The organism is Lentzea sp. NPDC005914, assembly GCF_040629405.1.
GTDB lineage: Bacteria > Actinomycetota > Actinomycetes > Mycobacteriales > Pseudonocardiaceae > Lentzea.
Genome location: NZ_JBEXVQ010000001.1, coordinates 516,754 through 534,003, shown reverse-complemented (window position 1 = coordinate 534,003; position 17,250 = coordinate 516,754). Strand labels below are relative to the sequence as shown.

Genomic DNA, 17,250 nt, shown 5'->3' with positions numbered 1-17,250 from the left:
GTGCCAGCGGTTCCGCTGGGCGAGCCGGGTGAAAAAGCCGGACCAGTATTCGCGTTCACGCCACCGACATCCTTTCCGGTGGTGCCGGATCGCTCGGCACCACAACCCGCACCGGATCGTCCAGGAGAATCGTCAGCTTCTCACCGACGTGTCCTGACACAGCGCCCAGTTCGAACGCCGTGACCCGGGCCAGCCGAACTCGTTCCAACAGGTCGTTCGAATCGTCGTCGCCGTGCAGGAGGCTCTCGACGATGGCCTTGAAATCGGCGTTGTCGCATTTCTCGCGATGCCAGAGGATGAGCGGCACTCCCGCTCGCAAACCCGCCGCCACTTCGTCCCGCCCGACCATCTCCACTCGCGGCGGTGCGCTGAGCACCAAGGACACCAGCATCGTCGTGCGAGCGAGGGCGGAGGTGAGTTCACGCAGTCCGTTCTCGGTGTCCCGCTTGCCCCACCAGGCCGATTCGCGCTGGACCGCGCCCGTCTTGCTGAGCTGAGACCACAACTGGTCCCACCGTTCGTGCCACAGCCGGTACCACTTTCGGCGGGTCATTCGCTCCAGGCTGCGCACGACCACCGGGTAACGGCATCCGATCGGTTCGGGAATGAGCGAGTCCGTTTCCCACGGCCACTGGTCGACGTCGAGGTTGATGAACTCGCTCGGCAGCACGAACTCGATGCGGATGTTCGGGCGGTAATGGCCCCAGTCCTCTTCCATCTGCTCGACGAGGGCGGCGACGCGGGCCTTCACCACGTCGAGCCCGCCCACTACGTCGGGACCGCGCACGGGTGCCCATCCGGCGGCCTGGCCGAGCTGCCGCCAGTGCGACAGCCGGTACCCCTCGCCCGACGCGCCCTCGCGCTGGACCTGCAGCACCAGGTAGGCCGTCGGCCGGGGCGGCGGGGGCGGTCGGCGGGACTCCGCCGCCTCCCGGCGCACGGCGACGAGTTCCGCGGACAGCCCCAGGTGCCCCGCCTGCCGGTCCGACCACCGTCTCAGCTCCGCCGCCAGTTCGGGCGGCACCTTGGCGGCGAGATGTTCGACGAAGACGAGCGGTTTCGGTATTCCATTCGGATCGGCATTCAACGATTCCAGCGCGCGCAGAACATCGACGTAGGTGGCCTGCCCGGACAGTCCGGGCGCCGCGAGACCCACGACAACGTGGTAGATCTCGGCGATGTCCGGCAACACGACCCCTTCGAGGAGCTGGAAAAGCCGGGCACTTTCCTCGCTCGGCCACAGCTTGGGGGCCGTCATCGCACGCACGGTCTCCCGCAGTGCGGCCATTTGCTTGGAACGTTGCTCAATCCGCTCCAGCACGAGCACGAGCGCGGCTAATCCATCCGGATGCCGCCGGCAAACCTCCGCCAAACTGTACAGGTGACCGGTGGCGTGGTCGAGTTCTTCGAATGGCAGCTGCTCGCCGAGCTCCTCGCACACCATCCGCATCACGAGGTTGCGGCCGCTGCGGTACATCAGGCACGGAATCCGTCGCAGGCCTTCGACCAGGGGCCATAAAGCGCCGCTATCAGTGCTCTGCTCCGCGAGCGGCATGTGCGGCCTCCCCGTTCGAGGTCGGTGATCGAAGTATGACAGCGATCGCCGGGCGTCACCGCAACGCTTCGAGAACGCCGTACATTACCCAGATTCCCGACGTTCCCCCGTCGGCCGCCGCACCGCTTCAGCCGAATGGCGGACCGGAATCGAATCGCCCTCGAATTCACGCGAACACGGAGTTCGGGCACTGTTCGGGCACGCTCTGGGCCAAGTGGCCTCTTGATCGCTCAACCCCGGCAGGCCAAGGTGAGGGGGATTCACGTACCTGAACACCTCGGAAGCCAACGGCGTCAACGAGGAGCACGGATGCGGAAACGCGCGACAGTCATACCCCTGCTGGCACTGCTCAGCCTCGTCTCCCCTGCCCCCGCGACAGCACAGCCGACCGGCACGGTCGAGTCGGGGCAGGCCAGGTTCCAGATCCTCTCCCCCACCCTGATGCGGACCGAGTACGCGGCGGACCGCGGCTTTGAGAACGCGCGCACTTACAACGTTGTAAATCGCACCTTCCCCCGTGCGGCCTACAGTTCGCGGGTCGAGAACGGGTGGCTGGTCATCACCACGTCGGCGATGACCTTGCGGTATCGCGTCGGGTCCGGGCCGTTCCGGGCGGACAACCTCGAGCTGAAAGCCAGTGGCACGACCGCGTCCCCGTGGCGGCGGGTGGTCTGTGCGACCGGGCAGCTCTGCGAAGCCGAGGACCAGCCGCGGGAGGGGATGCTCGTCGCGACCGAGCATCCCGGTCACACCGGTGCGGGCTTCGTCGCCGGATTCTCCTACTCCGGCAACGGAGTCACGGCGACGGTCAACGCGACCACGGCCGGCAGGCACCGGATCGCCGTCCGGTACGCGAACGGGCAGGGCGGTGACGGCAAGCACGAGAACCGGACGCTCAGCCTCGCTGTCGACGGCCGGGCACGGCAGATCACGTTGCCCGCGACCGCGGACTGGCGTGACTGGAAGATCGTGGAGGCCGAGGTCGACCTGACGGCCGGCGAACACCGCGTCGCGCTGACCAGAGGCGTGGCCGACTCGGGCAATGTCAACGTTGACAGCCTCGCGCTGCTCACCGCCGGTCAGCCCTATCCCGGCCAGCGGGCGATCGACGACTGCAGGTTCGGCACCACCTGCGAGGCCGAGAACGGCGTTCTCACCGGCGTGGCCACGATCGCCGACGAGCACATCGGCTACGCGGGCACCGGCTTCGTCGCCGAACTGAAGGGCGGGGCCGGGCTGGCCCAGCGGTTGAGCGGGGTTCCGGCCGCGGGCACGTACACCGTGAACCTGCGCTACGCCAACGGTGTCGGCGGCGACGGCAAGCACGAGCCGCGCACGATCCTGCTCAACGGGCAGGCGGTGACGTTGCCGGTGACGGCGGACTGGACCACCTGGGCATCGACGACAGCGCGGATTCCTTTGCCCGCGGGCACTTCGACCCTCGCGGTCACGTGCCCGGACACCGGCTGCCACGTCAACCTCGACACCATCGGGGTCAACTCGACCCAGCAACACCTGGCGCTCGGCGGTTATCGGCGCTCGTTGGACGGCTACACCGGCGACAGCGGCGACCCGCGGCTCTATCCCGGGCTGTTGTACCGCGATGGCTGGTACCTGCTGGACGACACGAGTTCCGCGCTCCACAACGGAAGCACCCCCACACCTCGTGCCGATCGTGGTGCACAGCCGTACCAGGACGGGTACGTGTTCGGGTACGGCCAGAACTACAAGGCCGCACTGCAGGACCTGGCGACGCTGACCGGCGGGCCGAAGTTGTTGCCGCGCTGGGCTTACGGCGTCTGGTACTCCGAGTACATCGACCGGACCGCCGCCGACTACCGCGACCGGATCCTGCCCGCGTTCCGGCAGCACGGTGTGCCACTGGACGTCCTCGTGGTCGACACCGATTTCAAGGCGCGCAACACGTGGAACGGCTGGCAGTTCGACAGGGCCAAGTTCCCCGACCCGCAGGGGTTCCTGGACTGGGCGCACGGCGAGGGACTGCACAGCACGCTCAACATCCACCCGAGCATCCAGGGCACCGACCCGGACTTCGCGAAGGCCCAGGCCACCGCGAAGGGCAAGCTGGCCAAGGGATCCTGCGCGGACTGCTACGTGTTCGACTGGGGCGACCCCGACCAGCTGCGCGCGTACGTGGAGCTGCACCGGCCCATGCCGACCGACTTCTGGTGGCTCGACTGGTGTTGCGACGGCTCGGGATCGTCGTTGCGCGGCGTCACGCCGGACTCGTGGATCAACGAGCAGTACGCGAAGCTCGGCGGGTTCGCGTTCTCGCGCGGCTTCGGCTCGTTGCAGGCGGGCGGCTACAGCGGGTCCGGGCCGCTGCAGACCGGGCCGTGGGCGGAGAAGCGCACCACGCTGCACTTCACGGGCGACACCTCGTCGACGTGGGGCGCCATGAAGGGGACCATCGGCTACACCTCGGCCGAGGCGGCGTCGACCGGGATGTCGTCGATCAGCCACGACATCGGCGGGCACAACGACACCACCGGCCTGCGCGGGTCGGAGACGTACCTGGACAACGGCCAGGTCCGGTACACCGCCAAACTGCCGGACGACCTGTACGCGCGGTGGGTGCAGCTCGGTGCGTTCCAGCCGATCACCCGCCTGCACAGCAACCACAGCGACCGCCTGCCGTGGCAGTACGGTCCGGCCGCGCAGGCTTCCGCGACGAAGTTCCTCAACCTGCGCGAACGTCTAGTGCCGTACATCTACACGTTGGCGGAGCAGGCGAACCGCACGGGCGTGCCCGTGGTGCGCCCGGCCTATCTCGACTACCCGGACAGCCCGGAGGCCTACTCCACTGTGGACAGCCAGTTCATGGTGGGATCGGACATGCTGGTCGCGCCGATCACCACGCCAGGCGACGTCGGTGAGACGCGGGTCTGGTTCCCGCCGGGGCAGTGGACCGACTACTTCACCGGCCGCGTCTACCAGGGCGGCACCTGGGCGACGGTCAGCGCGGGCTGGGACACCATGCCGGTGTTCCTGCGGTCGGGCGGGATGCTGGTCGAGCGCACCAGCAACGTGTCCGGTGATGTCCAGAACCCCGTTGACGCGCTAACCGTGCACGTCACGGCCGGGGCTCGTGGGTCGTTCACGCTGTACGAGGACAAGGGCCGCACGCGGATCACCCAGAACAACGGGACTCTGGTCGTGCACTCGAAGTCCAAGCGCGACTGGACGGTCGTGGTGCACAACGCCGACGGGACCAGCCGCGTGATCCAGGCCGGCCGGCGGGTGGTGATCAACCTGCGCTGATCACTCCGCTGAGTCTTCTGAGTCTTCTGAGTCTTCTGGCACCCAGTCGAGAAGGCGGACTTTCGCGACCGTGCGGACGTGCTTGCGCATGGCGGCCGCCGCCTTCTTCGGGTCACCCGCGGCGATGGCCTCGTAGATCGCCGTGTGCTGCGCCAGCGACCGGTACGGGCGACCGGGCTGGCGCAGCGACTCGGTGCGGCTCTCGGTGATCTGGCCGGCGATGGTCTGCATGAAGTCGGCGAGCAACGAGCTGTGGGCGGCGGCGGTGACGGCGGCGTGGAAGCGGCGGTCGCCTTCCACGCCGAAGCCGCCGGCGACGATCTCCTCGCGCATGAAGTCGAGGGCCTGGCGGATGTCCTCCAGCTCGGCCTCGGTGCGGCGTTCGGCGGCGAGCTCGGCCAGCTTGGTCTCCAGGGCCTCGCGGGCCTCCAGTACCTCCGGGAGGCGCTTGCGGCGTTCGACGAGCTGCTCGACGGGTTCGACGTCGAGGGTGTCGCGCACGAGATAGGTGCCACCGCCGTGACGTGCGTCGACCAGGCCCTGGACCTCCAGCACCACGATCGCCTGCTTCACCGACGCGCGGCTCACACCGAGGCTCGCGGCCAGCTCGCGTTCGGCCGGGAGCTTGTCGCCCGACTTCAGGCCCGCCTCCGCGACGTACGCGCGCAGGCGTTCGAGCACCTGCTCGTACAGGCGGGACTTGACCATCGGCCGCAGTGCCTCTGACATCAGCCCAGGATATCCGCTCAAGTGGCTCAGCCACTAGGCCACCTCTTGACAGCCGGTGGACCCAGGGCGGAAAGTGGCTGAGCCACTTAGCCACTCCCCCTCACCCTGGGACCGCCCAACGACGGGAGCCCCGCATGTCCCCCGAACTGATCTCGATACTCGTGCTGGTCGTGGTGTTCGTCATCGCCACAACCAGATCGATCAACATGGGTGCGCTCGCCTTCGCCGCCGCCTTCGGGGTCGGCACGCTGGTCGCGGACATGAAGGCCGACGACATCTTCAAGGGCTTCCCCGGCTCGCTGTTCGTCGTGCTGGTCGGCGTGACGTTCCTGTTCGCCATCGCCCGCGCCAACGGCACCACCGACTGGCTGGTGCACATGGCGATTCGCCTCGTCGGCGGCCGGATCGCGTTGATGCCCTGGGTGATGTTCGCGATCACCGGCCTGCTCACGGCGATCGGCGCGGTCAGTCCCGCGGCGGTCGCGATCGTGGCGCCGATCGCGATGGGGTTCGCGGCGAAGTACAAGATCAGCCCACTCCTCATGGGCGTGATGGTGGTGCACGGCGCGCAGGCGGGCGGCTTCTCCCCCATCAGCATCTACGGGACGATCGTGAACGGCATCGTGGCGAAGGAAGGCTTGCCGGGCAACGAGGTCGTGCTGTTCCTGGCCAGCCTCGTGGTGAACCTGCTGATCGCCGCGGTGGTGTTCGTGGTGCTGGGTGGGATGAAGCTCGCCAGGCAGCCGGTTGAGGTGCGGGCGCTCGCTGGAGCTGGCGGGAACAGCGGAGACGGCAGCGCCAATGGGGGCGGCGACAGCAACGTCGGGGTCAGCGGGGTCGGCGGCAGCAGCGGCGGGATCGGCACAGTCGGCGGCGGCAGCAGCGGGATCGGCGCAGTCGGCGGTGGCAGTGTCGGGGCCAGCAGCAGCGTCGGGAGCGGCAGCGGGGTCGGGGTCACCAGCAGCGGCAACCAGGACACGGTGGCGGCAAGCGGCGTCGTGGACAGCGACGACTCCGTGGCGGCCGACGAACGCATCGCGCTGACCGTCCCGCGCATCGCCACCCTCGCCGGCCTGGCCGCACTCGTCGTCGCCGCGCTCGTGTTCGACCTCGACGTCGGCCTGGCCGCGATCACCGTGGCGGTGCTGCTCAGCGTCGTGTGGCCGGAGCAGAGCAAGCAGGCGATCACCCAGATCACCTGGCCGACCGTGCTGCTGATCTGCGGCATCCTCACCTACGTCGCCGTGCTGCAGACCATGGGCACGATCAAGTGGGCGGGCGACTCGGTCGCGGGCGTCGGCGCTCCGCTGATCGCCGCGCTGCTGATCTGCTACATCGGCGCGATCGTGTCCGCGTTCGCCTCGTCGGTCGGCATCATGGGCGCGCTCATCCCGCTCGCCGTGCCGTTCCTGCTGCGCGGAGATGTCAGCGCGGTCGGTCTGATCGCGGCGCTGGCGGTGTCGGCGACGGTGGTCGACGTCAGTCCGTTCTCCACCAACGGCGCGCTGGTGCTGGCGGGTGCGCAGGACGTGGACCGCGACAAGTTCTTCAAGCAGTTGATGGTCTACGGCGGGATCATGGTCGCGGCGGCACCGCCGTTGGTCTGGCTCGCCCTCGTCGTCCCCGGAATCTGGTGAGCCCGTGATGTTCCCCTTGTCCTCTGATCGCGTCGCTCTCCGCTTCGGCGACCGCACGCTGACTCACGCCGAGCTGGCGTCCTGCGCGGGAACGCTGGCGCAGCAGCTCGTCGGACTGCCGAGAGTGGCTGTCTGGGCCACGCCGGACATCGAGACGTGCGTGGCCGTGGTCGCCGCCCTGCTCGCCGGGGTGCCCGCCGTGCCGCTCAACCCGAAGGTCGGCGAACGCGAGCTCGCCCACATCGTCGCGGACAGCGCGCCCGCCAACGTCCTCGCGGCCTCAGGGGTTCAGCTCCCAGAAGGCCTGCAGTCCGTGCCACGCCGGGATGTCACGCTGACGGACGGACCGGCCGAGCCGCTGGCAGCCCCTGGTCCCGAGGCTCCGGCGTTGATCGTCTACACCTCGGGCACCACGGGTGCACCCAAGGGCGTCGTGCTGCCACGCCGTGCGCTCACGTCCACATTGGACGCAGTGGCGGAAGCGTGGGAGTGGACTTCGGAAGACGTGCTGGTGCACGCGTTGCCGTTGTTCCACGTGCACGGGTTGATCCTCGGCGTGCTCGGGCCGTTGCGGCGGGGCGGCACGCTGCACCACCTCGGCAAGTTCTCGACCGTTGCGCTTACCAACGCGCTCGCTGGTGACGGCACGATGATGTTCGGCGTGCCGACGATGTACCACCGCGTCGCGGAAGAGGTCGGCTCCGCCCCCGAGCTGGCCGCGGCGTTGCGGGGAGCGCGGTTGCTGGTGTCGGGGTCGGCGGCGTTGCCGGTGCGCGACCACGAGCGGATCGCGGCGGCGACCGGGCAGCGGGTGGTCGAGCGGTACGGCATGACCGAGACGCTGATGAACACGAGCGTGCGCGCCGACGGCGACCGTCGTCCCGGCGCGGTGGGCGTGCCGCTGCCCGGCGTCGAGGCGCGGCTCGTCGGCGACGACGGCGCCGTGCTGGAGGAAACCGGTGCGGTGGGCGAGATCCAGGTGCGCGGCCCGAACCTGTTCACCGAGTACCTGAACCGTCCGGACGCCACCGCGGAGGCATTCGCGGACGGCTGGTTCCGCACCGGTGACGTGGGCACACGTGACCCCGACGGCTACTACCGGATCGTCGGGCGCAAGGCCACCGACATCATCAAGAGCGGTGGCTACAAGATCGGCGCGGGCGAGATCGAGAACGCACTGCTGGAACACCCGTCCGTCGCCGAGGTCGCGGTCACCGGCGAGCCCGACGACGACCTGGGCGAGCGGATCATCGCCTGGGTGGTGCCGGCCGGCGCCACCCCAGAGGCCGCCGACCTCGTCGACCACGTCGCCCGCCTGCTCACCCCGCACAAGCGCCCGCGGCTGGTGCGGTTCGTCGAGTCGTTGCCGCGCAACGACATGGGCAAGGTCGTGAAGCGTGCGCTCCGGGCATGAGTCCGCGCGCTCGCTGATCGCCCGCCTGTCCTCGGCGTTCACCGAGCTGCCCTGCTCGACCACGCCCATCGGCGACGGGCCGCTCGGCTGGCCCGGCTACGGCGGCCAGCTCGCGCGGGCGGCCGAGCGGACCGGCGAACGCGAGTCCGTCGTCTACGGCGTCGCGGAGATCGGCGGCGTCACGGCCGTGGTGGTGTCGTTCGAGTTCGGGTTCTTCGGCGGCTCGCTGGGAACCCGGACCGGCGAACGGATCGAGCAGGCCTTCGAACGGGCGCGCTCGCTGCGCGTCCCGGTCGTCTCACTGGTCATGACCGGTGGCAGCCGCATGCAGGAGGGCACGCTCGCCTTGCTGCAGCTGCAACGGATCGCGCGTCAGATCACCCTGACCCGCGAGGCCGGCCTGCCGCACATCGCGGTCCTGCGCGATCCCACCACCGGCGGAGGCTGGGCGACTCTCGGCGCGGGCGCCGACGTCGTGATCGGCCTGCGCGGCGCCCAGGTCGGCTTCGCCGGGTCCCGTGTCCGCCCGCCCGGATACTCGGTGACGCAGCAGTTCGCGGCCGGTCTGGCCGACCAGCTCGTGCCACCGGACGAGCTGCGTCCCAGGCTGGAACGCTGGCTGCGGCTCGTCACGAAGCCCGCCCCGACCGCCCCGGTGCCGTCGGCTCTGGGCTCCTCGACCTTGCCCGCGACCGGCTGGGAGGCCGTGCAACGCGCCCGCGCCCCAGGCCGTCCACGCGCCGCCGCCTACCTCGCCGCCTACTTCGACTGGCACGAGCCGATCAGCGGAGACCGCGCGGGTGGCGTCGACCCCGGCGTGCTGTGCGGCTTCGGACACCGCGAAGGCGTCACCATCGCCTACGCGGCACAGTGCGGCACGGCCACGCGCCCGGCCGGGTTCCGCACGGCGGCGCGCCTGGTCAGGCTGGCGGACCGGCTCGGCATTCCCGTGCTGACGCTGGTGGACACTCCAGGTGCCGCCAACGACGCGGCCGCCGAGAAGGCGGGTGTCGGCGCGGCCATCGCGGACATGTTCACCGCGGTCGCGTCCGCACGGGTTCGGGTGACGACGTTGCTGATCGGCGAGGGCGGATCCGGTGGCGCACTGGCGTTCGCCGCGCCCGACCGGTTGTGGGTCACCCCCGACAGCTACCTCGCGGTGATCTCCCCCGAGCTGGCGACGGCCATCCTGAAACGCGACCCGTCCCAGGCGCGCGCCACCGCGGACCAGCTGCGGTTGCGGCCTCAGGACCTGGTCGAGCTGGGGATCGCCCAGCTCGCCCAGGTCCCGGATCAGACAACGGATCAGGCGACGGCGATGTAGGTGAACGCCAGCAGCGAGCTCGGCACGCAGATCGTGATGAGGCCGACCACGCCGTAGAACGGTTCCTTCCTCACCACCATCGCTCCCATCGCGCCGACGCCGGCGATGACGGACGCGAGCAGCAACACCAGTACGACGATCGACATTCTCAAGTCCTCAGGTCGGGGATGTACGGGAGCCGGGAGCGTCCGCACACGGCGGCGCCCGGCTCGACCGGGGACCTGAAGTCGTCGTATCAAGGTGAAAGGCACCGGAAACGCTGCCAGCGGCCCGGCTCTGCGAGGGCCGCGAGCCCTCCCCCGCGCGGCACAACGCCCAGCAGGCATCCGGCGACGGCACCGTCAGCACGTGCACGACGGAAACCGACGCACTCAGCCCGGATCCCGAAGTGGTGGAAGTGACGTCCTGACGCGCGCTGGTGCCGACGAGCACCAGCAGCAACGCGAGCAGGAAGCCGGGCACCCTCATCGAGCCGGCACCCGCCTGCGCAGGAAGAACTCCCCGACCGGCTCCACGAACCGAGCCGCGATCGGCCCGATGATCGCCATCAGCAGCACGTAGGCGGTGGCCAGAGCGGCCAGCTGCTGGTTCACGTGGCCCGAGGCGACGGCAAGTCCGGCGATCACGATCGAGAACTCGCCCCGAGCCACCAGCGCGGCACCCGCGCGAGCCCGGCCCATCGCGCCGATCCCCTGCCGCCGAGCCGCCCACCAGCCCGTGGCCACCTTCGTCAAAGTCGTGATCACGGCCAGCAGCACGGCCATCAGCAACACCGGGGGAATCGTCCGAGGATCGGTGTTCAGCCCGAACACCACGAAGAAAATGGCGGCGAACAGGTCGCGCAAAGGCTCGAGCAACCGGGTCGCGTTCTCCGCGGTGGAGCCGGAGATCGCGATCCCCAGCAGGAACGCGCCGACGGCCGCGGAAACCTGGAGTTCCGAGGCGACACCGGCGACGAGCAACGCCGAGCCGAGGAGCTTGAGCAGGAACACCTCGTGGTCCGGACTGTCCACAACGGCCGAGATCACGCGCCCGTACTTCAGCGCCACCACCAGCACCACCGTGATGGCCAGCAACGAGATTCCGACCGAGGTGAGCCCGCCGAGGAAGCTCACCCCCGCCAGCACCGCGGTCAGCACCGGCAGGTAGACCGCCATCGCCAGGTCCTCGAACACGAGCACCGACAGCACGACCGGCGTCTCGCGGTTGCCCAGTCGCCCGAGGTCGCCCAGCACCTTCGCGACGATGCCGGACGACGAGATGTAGGTGACACCGGCCATCGCCAGCGCACCGACCGGCCCCCAGCCGAGCAAGAGCGCGACGATCGCACCGGGCGCGGCGTTCAGCACGATGTCCAGCAACCCGGCCATCCACGACTTGCGCAGGCCGGTGGTCAGTTCGGACGCCGAGTACTCCAGGCCCAGCAGCAACAACAGCAGCACCACGCCGATCTCGCTGGCCAGGTGCGTGAACTCGGAGATGCCGTGCAGCGGGACGAGGCCGCCGGAGCCGAACGCCAGACCGCCGACGAGGTAGAGCGGGATGGGCGAGATGCCGAACTTCCAGGCGAGCCGGCCCAGCAGGCCCAGGCCGAAGAAGACCGCACCCAGTTGGATGAGCGCGATCGTCGTGTCGTGCACCTGCCTCAGCCGCCCGTCAGGATGTCCGCGGCGGCATCGAGGCCCTCCGCGGTGCCGACGACGACCGCGAGGTCACCGTTCTCGAACAGGAAGTCGGGACCCGGCGACGGGTGTGCGTTGCCCGCGCGCACGACGGCGACGATGGACGCTCCGGTGCGGGTGCGAAGTGCGGTGTCGCCTAAAGTGCGGCTCGCGAACGCGGTGACCGGGAGCTGACGGGTCGTGATCCCGGTGATGTCGCGGTGCTGCCTGGCCAGCTGCGTGACGAGCTGGGGTGCGCCGAGGAGCCCTGCCAGCGTGCCCGCCTCCTCCGGGGCCAGCGGGATCGAGGCGGCGGTGGCGTCGGGGTCGTCCTGTTTGGACAGGATCAGCTCGAACTTGCCGTCGCGGTAGGAGATCACGCCGATCCGGCGGCCGGAGCGGATGGAGAAGTCCTGCCTGACACCTATGCCGGGCAGGGGCGTGACTTCGACGTTCACTCGGGGTTCCTAGGGTTCGATGAGCCCGGCGCGGATCGCGTACCGGGTGAGCTCGAGGCGGTCTTTGAGGCCGAGTTTCTGCAGCAGGTTGGCCCGGTGGCGCTCCACGGTCTTGACGCTGATCACGAGCAGGTCGGCGATCTCCTTGGACGAGTGACCCTCCGCGACGAGCTTGAGGATCTCCTCCTCGCGGTCGGTGATCGCGCGGGCCGGGATGCCGGTGCCCGCCCTCGCCCGGTTCAAGTAGTCGCGGACCAGCGAGTTCACGGCGCCGGGATAGAGGAACGGCTCGCCGCGCATCGCGGCCCGGCACGCCTCGACCAGGTCGCGGTCGGCGACGGACTTCAGGACGTACCCGGACGCGCCGGCCTTCAACGCCTCGAAGAAGTACTGCTCGTTGTCGTACATCGTCAGGATCAGGATCCGCAGGTCCGGCATCAATCGCGACAGCTCGCGCGCGGCCTGCAGTCCCGTCATCCGCGGCATCGCGATGTCGAGGATCGCCAGGTCTGGCCGGTCGGCACGGGCCCTGGTGACCGCCTCGGCACCGTCGCCCGCCTCCGCCACCACGGTCAGGTCCGGCTCGTTGTCCAGGATCAGCCGGACGCCGCGGCGCACCAGCGCGTGGTCGTCGGCCAGCAGAATGCGCACCGTCATCCGCGCGCCCCCACCACGAGCCGCACCTCGGTGCCACCGCTAGGAGAAGCACCCACCGTCAGTTCGGCTCCGACCAGCAGCGCGCGTTCCCGCATGCCCCGGATTCCCGCTCCTTCCGCCGACGAGCCGATTCCGCACCCGTTGTCACGGATCCGCAGCTCCACAACGGATGGACGCCCGCGCAACGTCAGGTCGATCGAGTCGGCGGACGCGTGCCGGACGGTGTTCGTGAGACCCTCCTGGGCGACTCGGTAGACGACGAGCTCGGTCTCGGCGTCGAGTGCGGGCAGGTCCTTGTCGAACGACCGCCGCACGGTGAGGCCGGCCGGTTCGGAGATCTCCGCCACCAGTGCCTTCAACGCGCTGACCAGGCCCAGCTCCTCCAGCACACCCGGCCGCAACCGGCGGGCGATGCGGCGAACCTCGTCCAAAGTGGACCGCGTGGTCTCCTGTGCCTGCAGGAGCTCGTCGCGCATCGGCCCCGACGACTGGTCGGCCACCCGCTTCAACCCCAGCAACACGGCGGTCAGCGACTGACCCACCTCGTCGTGCAGCTCCTGCGCGACGCGACGGCGTTCGGCCTCCTGCGCCGACAACGCCCGGGCGGCGCTGTACCCGCGCTCGGCCTCCAGCCGGTCGATCATGGCGTTGAACGTGGTGATCAGCTCCGCGATCTCGCCGTGGCCCCGCGCGGTGAGCCGGGGACCCGGTTTGAGCAGGTCGATGGTCGTCATGGCACGGGTGAGGCGTCCCAGCGGCGCCAGGCCGACCCGGATCAGCACGGCGTTGGCGATCAGCATCACCACCAGCCCGGCCGCGAGCACCAGCACCTCGCCCAGCAGCGCCGGTGTGGAGACGGTCGCGGGGCCGAAGACCAGCAACGCGGCCGCCACCGCCAGGACCAGGGCGTTGAGCAGGAAGATCCGCCCGAACAACGACACGCGCTTCGCCTCTCCGTGAACACTTCCCGCGACGCCTACGCAGGCTGACGGGTGAGCCCGCCCGGTGTCCATCCGTGGCAACACCCATGTTCGCGCTGAGGCGGGCGGCGCGCCGGTCAGCCCGGCCGGCAAGGTGCTCGGCACCGTCGGCTTGGACGAGCAGAAGCCCCAGGAACAGTTACCGCAACATCCACCGGTGGCTGCGCGCGTGTGGACGCCGCTCTCGACACCGAAGCACGCGCACAGGTCGAGGCACCGCAACGCTGAGGGGGCAGCGCGCCGACAAGGCGCTCGGCGCCGCCTGCTTGCACACGCAGAAACCCACGAACAGTCACCGCAGCATCCGCCGACGCCTTCGCGCGTGTGGACACCGCTCTCCGCACCGTGTCACGCGCACGGGTGAAGGCGCCGCAACGGTGAGGCGGGCAGCGCGCCAGTCAGCTCGGCCAGAAAGGTGCTCGGCGTCTTCGCGTGTATGGACGCCGCTCTCGGCGCCGTGTCACGCGCACAGGTCGAGGCGCTGCAACGGCGCGCCGGTCAGCCCGGCCGGTGCGGATCACCGTGGACGTGGGTGCGCAGCCCCTGCGGGTCGAACAGGATCAGCAGCTCGACCGCGCCGCCGTCCGCGCTGCCCAGCCAGTGCGGCAACGACGTGTCGAACTCCGCCGCCTCGCCGGGCGGCAGGGTGAGGTCGAGGTCGTCCAGCACGAGCCGCAGCTGTCCATTGAGGACGTAGAGCCACTCGAACCCGTCGTGGGTCTGCAAAGTCGGTTCGAGAGGTTCCTTCGACGCCGGGATGAGCATCTTGAACGACTGCACGCCGCCTGGCCGCCGGGACAGCGGCACGAACGTCATCCCGAACCGGTGGATCGGTTTGAGGTGAATGCGCGGATCACCGGTCCGAGGCGCGCCGACGAGGTCGTCCAGCGGCACGTTGTACGTGCGCGCCAACGGGAGCAGCAGCTCCAGCGTCGCGCGGCGCTGACCGCTCTCCAGCCGCGACAACGTGCTCTCCGAGATGCCGGTCGTCGTCGCGAGGTCGGCCAGCGTGATGCCGCGGTGCCGCCGCAGCGTGCGCAGCCTGGCCCCCACCCCGTCGAGCACTTCTTCCGTTTCGCGCTTCACGGGCCGCAATCTTGCCAGATCGGCAAGTTTTCGTGCCAGAAACAGCACCGCACGGCGACCCTGAGCCCATGAAACGCGTACTGCTCGCACTCCTGTTCATGATCACGGCCTGCTCGGCTCCGGACGACACGCCCCCAGCCGGACTGGACGGGTTCCGGCACGAGTACACCGACGTCGACGACGTGCGCATGCACTACGTGACCGGCGGAAGCGGCACGCCGGTCGTGCTGATCCACGGCTGGCCCCAGACCTGGTACGGCTGGTCGCCGATCATGCCCGCGCTCGCCGGGCACCACACCGTCTACGCCGTCGACCTGCCCGGCCTCGGCGACAGCACCGGCACGCCGAAGAGCTACGACAAAGCCACGTTGGCTCGCTACATCCACACTCTCACCAAGAAGCTCGGACTCCAGAACCCCGCGATCATCGGCCACGACCTCGGCGCCGCGGTCGCGTTCCAGTACGCGAGCCAGTTCCCGCAGGACACCGCGCGCCTGGGCTACCTCGACCTGCCGCTGCCCGGACCGCAGGTCAGTGCCACGACGTACCGGAACCTGAGCTGGCACATCGCTTTCCACATGCAGCCGCAGGTCCCCGAGGCGGTGGTGGGCAACGACGTCTGCGAATACCTGAGGCTGTTCTACCCGCAGGTTTCCTTCAACGGCAGCGCTTTCGGTGGCACGAGCACGCACTCCCCGTTCACCGACGCCGAAATCGACGAGTACGCGCGGACCTACCGCAAACCTGAGACCCTCAAAGCCGGATTCGACCTGTACCGCGCGCTCGACCAGGATGTCAAAGACACCGAGGCGGCGCAGCCGGTCGGCGCACCGACCCTGATCATGGCCGCCCAAGGCCAGGCTCAGGCGATCCAAGGCACAGCGGCCCCGCGGATGACCAACATCGTGCGCGCGGTCGACATTCCGCACGCAGGACATTGGCTGGCCGAGGAAAACCCTCAGTTCGTCTCCGCGGAGCTGCTGCGGTTCCTCAGCGAATGACGGCCATCCGGTCCGCCCACGGCAGCGCTTCCTCCAGTTGGGCCGCGAGCCGGATCAGCAGCGACTCGCCCGCCAGAGGTGCGACGAACTGGACGCCCAGCGGCAGCCCGTCCGCGGTCCAGTGCAACGGCAGCGAGATCGCGGGCCGGCCGGTGATGTTCGCGAGCTGCGTGTACGGCACCCAGCCGAGGTTGTCGGAGATCATGTCGTCGAGGATCGACGTGTAGCGCAGCAGTCGTGCCGTGCGGGTCTTCAGCAGCACATCGGTCGCCCGCTGCAACGACAACGGCAGGTCGAACGCCCCCACCTCGGGCGGCGGGGTCGCGAGCGAAGGCGTCAGCAGCAGGTCGTAGGACTCGAAGAACGTGCTCAACCGCCGAGTGTGCTCGTGCCGGCGCTGGACGGCGTCCACGTAGTCGACCGGACTCGTGGCTCGTCCCAGCGCGGCCATCAGCAGCGTGTCGCGCTCGAACGCGATGTCCGGCGCCCCGGACACCCGCTTGGCGTCGGCCACCTTCCAGGCCAGGTTCACAAACCACGTCAGCAGGAAGTCGCGGGCCAGCGCGGCGTCGTCGAACGGCGCCTCGGGCAGCTCCTCGACGTGGTGCCCAAGGTCGGTCAGCACCCGCACGGCACTCGCAACGGCCGCGTACGCCTCGGCGTGCGGCTCAGGCGTGATCGCCGACGGCACCCGCACGCCGATCCGCAGCTTCCCCGGATCGACACCGACGTTCGACGCGAACGCCTCAGCGGGCATGCCCGGCGTGTACGGCCCGGACGGCTCGCCACCGCAGATGACGTCGAGCATCGCGGCCGTGTCCCGCACGGTCCGCGACACGACACCCTGCACCGCCGCACCGTGCATCATCTCGGCGGTGTCCGGGCCGAACGGCGTGAGCCCGCGCCCCGGCTTCAGCCCGACGAGCCCGCAGCACGCCGCCGGAATCCGCGTCGAGCCGCCACCGTCGTTCGCACCGGCGCACGGCACGATCCCGGCGGCGACCGCGGCCGCCGACCCGCCAGAGGAGCCACCGGGGGTGCGCGTGAGGTCCCACGGGTTGCGCGCGGGACCCCACACCGCGGACTCGCTGATGGCCTTCGCGCCGAACTCCGGCAGGTTCGTCTTGCCGAAGATCACCAGGCCCGCGTCGAGCCACCGCTGGACGACGGTCGAGTGCGCGGCGACGGGATGGCGGGACAACGAGCGCGAGCCGTTCGAGGTGGGCAGTCCCGCGTAGTCCTGGCCGAGGTCCTTGATCAGGAACGGCACGCCCGCGAACGGTCCGGTGAGGTCGTCCGAAGGGGACGCTGGGACGTCCCTGACGATCGCGTTGATCCGCGGGTTGACCGCCGCCGCGCGGTCCCGTGCCACGGTCAGCAGCTCGGCCGCGGACACCTCCTTCGCCGCAACGAGCTGCGCCAGCCCGGTGGCGTCGTGTTTCCGGTACTCGTCGAAGTCCATCCGG

The 17,250-nt window shown here is 69.7% G+C and carries 15 protein-coding genes; 5 read left to right on the top strand and 10 right to left on the bottom strand.

The window, feature by feature from the left end:
* Positions 1-55 precede the first annotated feature (55 nt).
* Positions 56-1,555 carry a hypothetical protein gene (locus ABZ345_RS02290; protein ID WP_359842054.1) on the bottom strand — a complete coding sequence of 500 codons (1,500 nt, stop codon included), beginning with the start codon at positions 1,553-1,555 and terminating at the stop codon, positions 56-58.
* Positions 1,556-1,864: 309 nt separating this feature from the next.
* Between ABZ345_RS02290 and ABZ345_RS02285 the strand changes: the two genes are divergently transcribed.
* Complete coding sequence (locus tag ABZ345_RS02285; RefSeq protein WP_359842052.1) at positions 1,865-4,837, top strand: TIM-barrel domain-containing protein; 2,973 nt, start codon at positions 1,865-1,867, stop codon at positions 4,835-4,837.
* Here the strand turns inward: ABZ345_RS02285 and ABZ345_RS02280 are convergent, their stop codons facing one another.
* Complete coding sequence (locus ABZ345_RS02280; protein ID WP_359842050.1) at positions 4,838-5,566, bottom strand: FadR/GntR family transcriptional regulator; 729 nt, start codon at positions 5,564-5,566, stop codon at positions 4,838-4,840.
* A gap of 134 nt (positions 5,567-5,700) precedes the next feature.
* On the opposite strand from ABZ345_RS02280, the gene ABZ345_RS02275 reads away from it, so the two are divergent.
* From ABZ345_RS02275 to ABZ345_RS02265, 3 genes are read left to right on the top strand one after another with little or no spacing between them, the layout of a single operon-like run.
* Positions 5,701-7,203 (top strand): SLC13 family permease, encoded by a 1,503-nt coding sequence (locus tag ABZ345_RS02275; protein ID WP_359842048.1) that lies wholly within the window; start codon positions 5,701-5,703, stop codon positions 7,201-7,203.
* A 7-nt stretch (positions 7,204-7,210) separates the two neighbouring features.
* Positions 7,211-8,617 carry an acyl-CoA synthetase gene (locus ABZ345_RS02270; protein ID WP_359842246.1) on the top strand — a complete coding sequence of 469 codons (1,407 nt, stop codon included), beginning with the start codon at positions 7,211-7,213 and terminating at the stop codon, positions 8,615-8,617.
* Positions 8,601-9,941: a carboxyl transferase domain-containing protein gene (locus ABZ345_RS02265; protein WP_359842046.1), complete on the top strand. Its 1,341-nt coding sequence runs from the start codon at positions 8,601-8,603 to the stop codon at positions 9,939-9,941. Before ABZ345_RS02270 ends, ABZ345_RS02265 begins: the two co-directional genes overlap by 17 nt.
* Here the strand turns inward: ABZ345_RS02265 and ABZ345_RS02260 are convergent.
* The 7 genes from ABZ345_RS02260 to ABZ345_RS02230 form a co-directional block, all read right to left on the bottom strand.
* A complete protein-coding gene (locus tag ABZ345_RS02260; RefSeq protein ID WP_359842044.1) occupies positions 9,923-10,087 on the bottom strand; it encodes a hypothetical protein in 165 nt (54 codons plus the stop codon). The two genes, ABZ345_RS02265 and ABZ345_RS02260, sit on opposite strands and share 19 nt — an antisense overlap.
* A gap of 10 nt (positions 10,088-10,097) precedes the next feature.
* Positions 10,098-10,409 carry a hypothetical protein gene (locus ABZ345_RS02255; protein WP_359842042.1) on the bottom strand — a complete coding sequence of 104 codons (312 nt, stop codon included), beginning with the start codon at positions 10,407-10,409 and terminating at the stop codon, positions 10,098-10,100.
* On the bottom strand, positions 10,406-11,581 hold the full coding sequence (locus tag ABZ345_RS02250) for a cation:proton antiporter (protein WP_359842040.1): 1,176 nt from the start codon (positions 11,579-11,581) through the stop codon (positions 10,406-10,408). The genes ABZ345_RS02255 and ABZ345_RS02250 overlap by 4 nt, the downstream gene beginning before the upstream one ends.
* Positions 11,582-11,586: 5 nt before the next feature.
* Complete coding sequence (locus tag ABZ345_RS02245) at positions 11,587-12,060, bottom strand: TrkA C-terminal domain-containing protein (RefSeq protein WP_359842038.1); 474 nt, start codon at positions 12,058-12,060, stop codon at positions 11,587-11,589.
* 9 nt (positions 12,061-12,069) lie between these two features.
* Positions 12,070-12,717 carry a response regulator transcription factor gene (locus tag ABZ345_RS02240; protein WP_359842036.1) on the bottom strand — a complete coding sequence of 216 codons (648 nt, stop codon included), beginning with the start codon at positions 12,715-12,717 and terminating at the stop codon, positions 12,070-12,072.
* A complete protein-coding gene (locus ABZ345_RS02235; RefSeq protein WP_359842035.1) occupies positions 12,714-13,658 on the bottom strand; it encodes a sensor histidine kinase in 945 nt (314 codons plus the stop codon). The genes ABZ345_RS02240 and ABZ345_RS02235 overlap by 4 nt, the downstream gene beginning before the upstream one ends.
* A 537-nt stretch (positions 13,659-14,195) precedes the next feature.
* Positions 14,196-14,783 (bottom strand): XRE family transcriptional regulator, encoded by a 588-nt coding sequence (locus ABZ345_RS02230; RefSeq protein WP_359842034.1) that lies wholly within the window; start codon positions 14,781-14,783, stop codon positions 14,196-14,198.
* 98 nt (positions 14,784-14,881) lie between these two features.
* Here ABZ345_RS02230 and ABZ345_RS02225 point away from each other — a divergent pair, with 98 nt between their 5' ends.
* Positions 14,882-15,784: an alpha/beta hydrolase gene (locus ABZ345_RS02225; protein WP_359842245.1), complete on the top strand. Its 903-nt coding sequence runs from the start codon at positions 14,882-14,884 to the stop codon at positions 15,782-15,784.
* Here the strand turns inward: ABZ345_RS02225 and ABZ345_RS02220 are convergent.
* Complete coding sequence (locus ABZ345_RS02220; RefSeq protein WP_359842033.1) at positions 15,774-17,246, bottom strand: amidase; 1,473 nt, start codon at positions 17,244-17,246, stop codon at positions 15,774-15,776. The two genes, ABZ345_RS02225 and ABZ345_RS02220, sit on opposite strands and share 11 nt — an antisense overlap.
* Positions 17,247-17,250: the final 4 nt, after the last annotated feature.

Coding starts and splice junctions, on each gene's coding strand:
- ABZ345_RS02290 (WP_359842054.1), bottom strand. CDS start 1,555: ATGCCGCTCGCGGAGCAGAGCACTGATAGCGGCGCTTTATGGCCCCTG.
- ABZ345_RS02285 (WP_359842052.1), top strand. CDS start 1,865: ATGCGGAAACGCGCGACAGTCATACCCCTGCTGGCACTGCTCAGCCTC.
- ABZ345_RS02280 (WP_359842050.1), bottom strand. CDS start 5,566: ATGTCAGAGGCACTGCGGCCGATGGTCAAGTCCCGCCTGTACGAGCAG.
- ABZ345_RS02275 (WP_359842048.1), top strand. CDS start 5,701: ATGTCCCCCGAACTGATCTCGATACTCGTGCTGGTCGTGGTGTTCGTC.
- ABZ345_RS02270 (WP_359842246.1), top strand. CDS start 7,211: ATGTTCCCCTTGTCCTCTGATCGCGTCGCTCTCCGCTTCGGCGACCGC.
- ABZ345_RS02260 (WP_359842044.1), bottom strand. CDS start 10,087: ATGTCGATCGTCGTACTGGTGTTGCTGCTCGCGTCCGTCATCGCCGGC.
- ABZ345_RS02255 (WP_359842042.1), bottom strand. CDS start 10,409: ATGAGGGTGCCCGGCTTCCTGCTCGCGTTGCTGCTGGTGCTCGTCGGC.
- ABZ345_RS02240 (WP_359842036.1), bottom strand. CDS start 12,717: ATGACGGTGCGCATTCTGCTGGCCGACGACCACGCGCTGGTGCGCCGC.
- ABZ345_RS02225 (WP_359842245.1), top strand. CDS start 14,882: ATGATCACGGCCTGCTCGGCTCCGGACGACACGCCCCCAGCCGGACTG.
- ABZ345_RS02220 (WP_359842033.1), bottom strand. CDS start 17,246: ATGGACTTCGACGAGTACCGGAAACACGACGCCACCGGGCTGGCGCAG.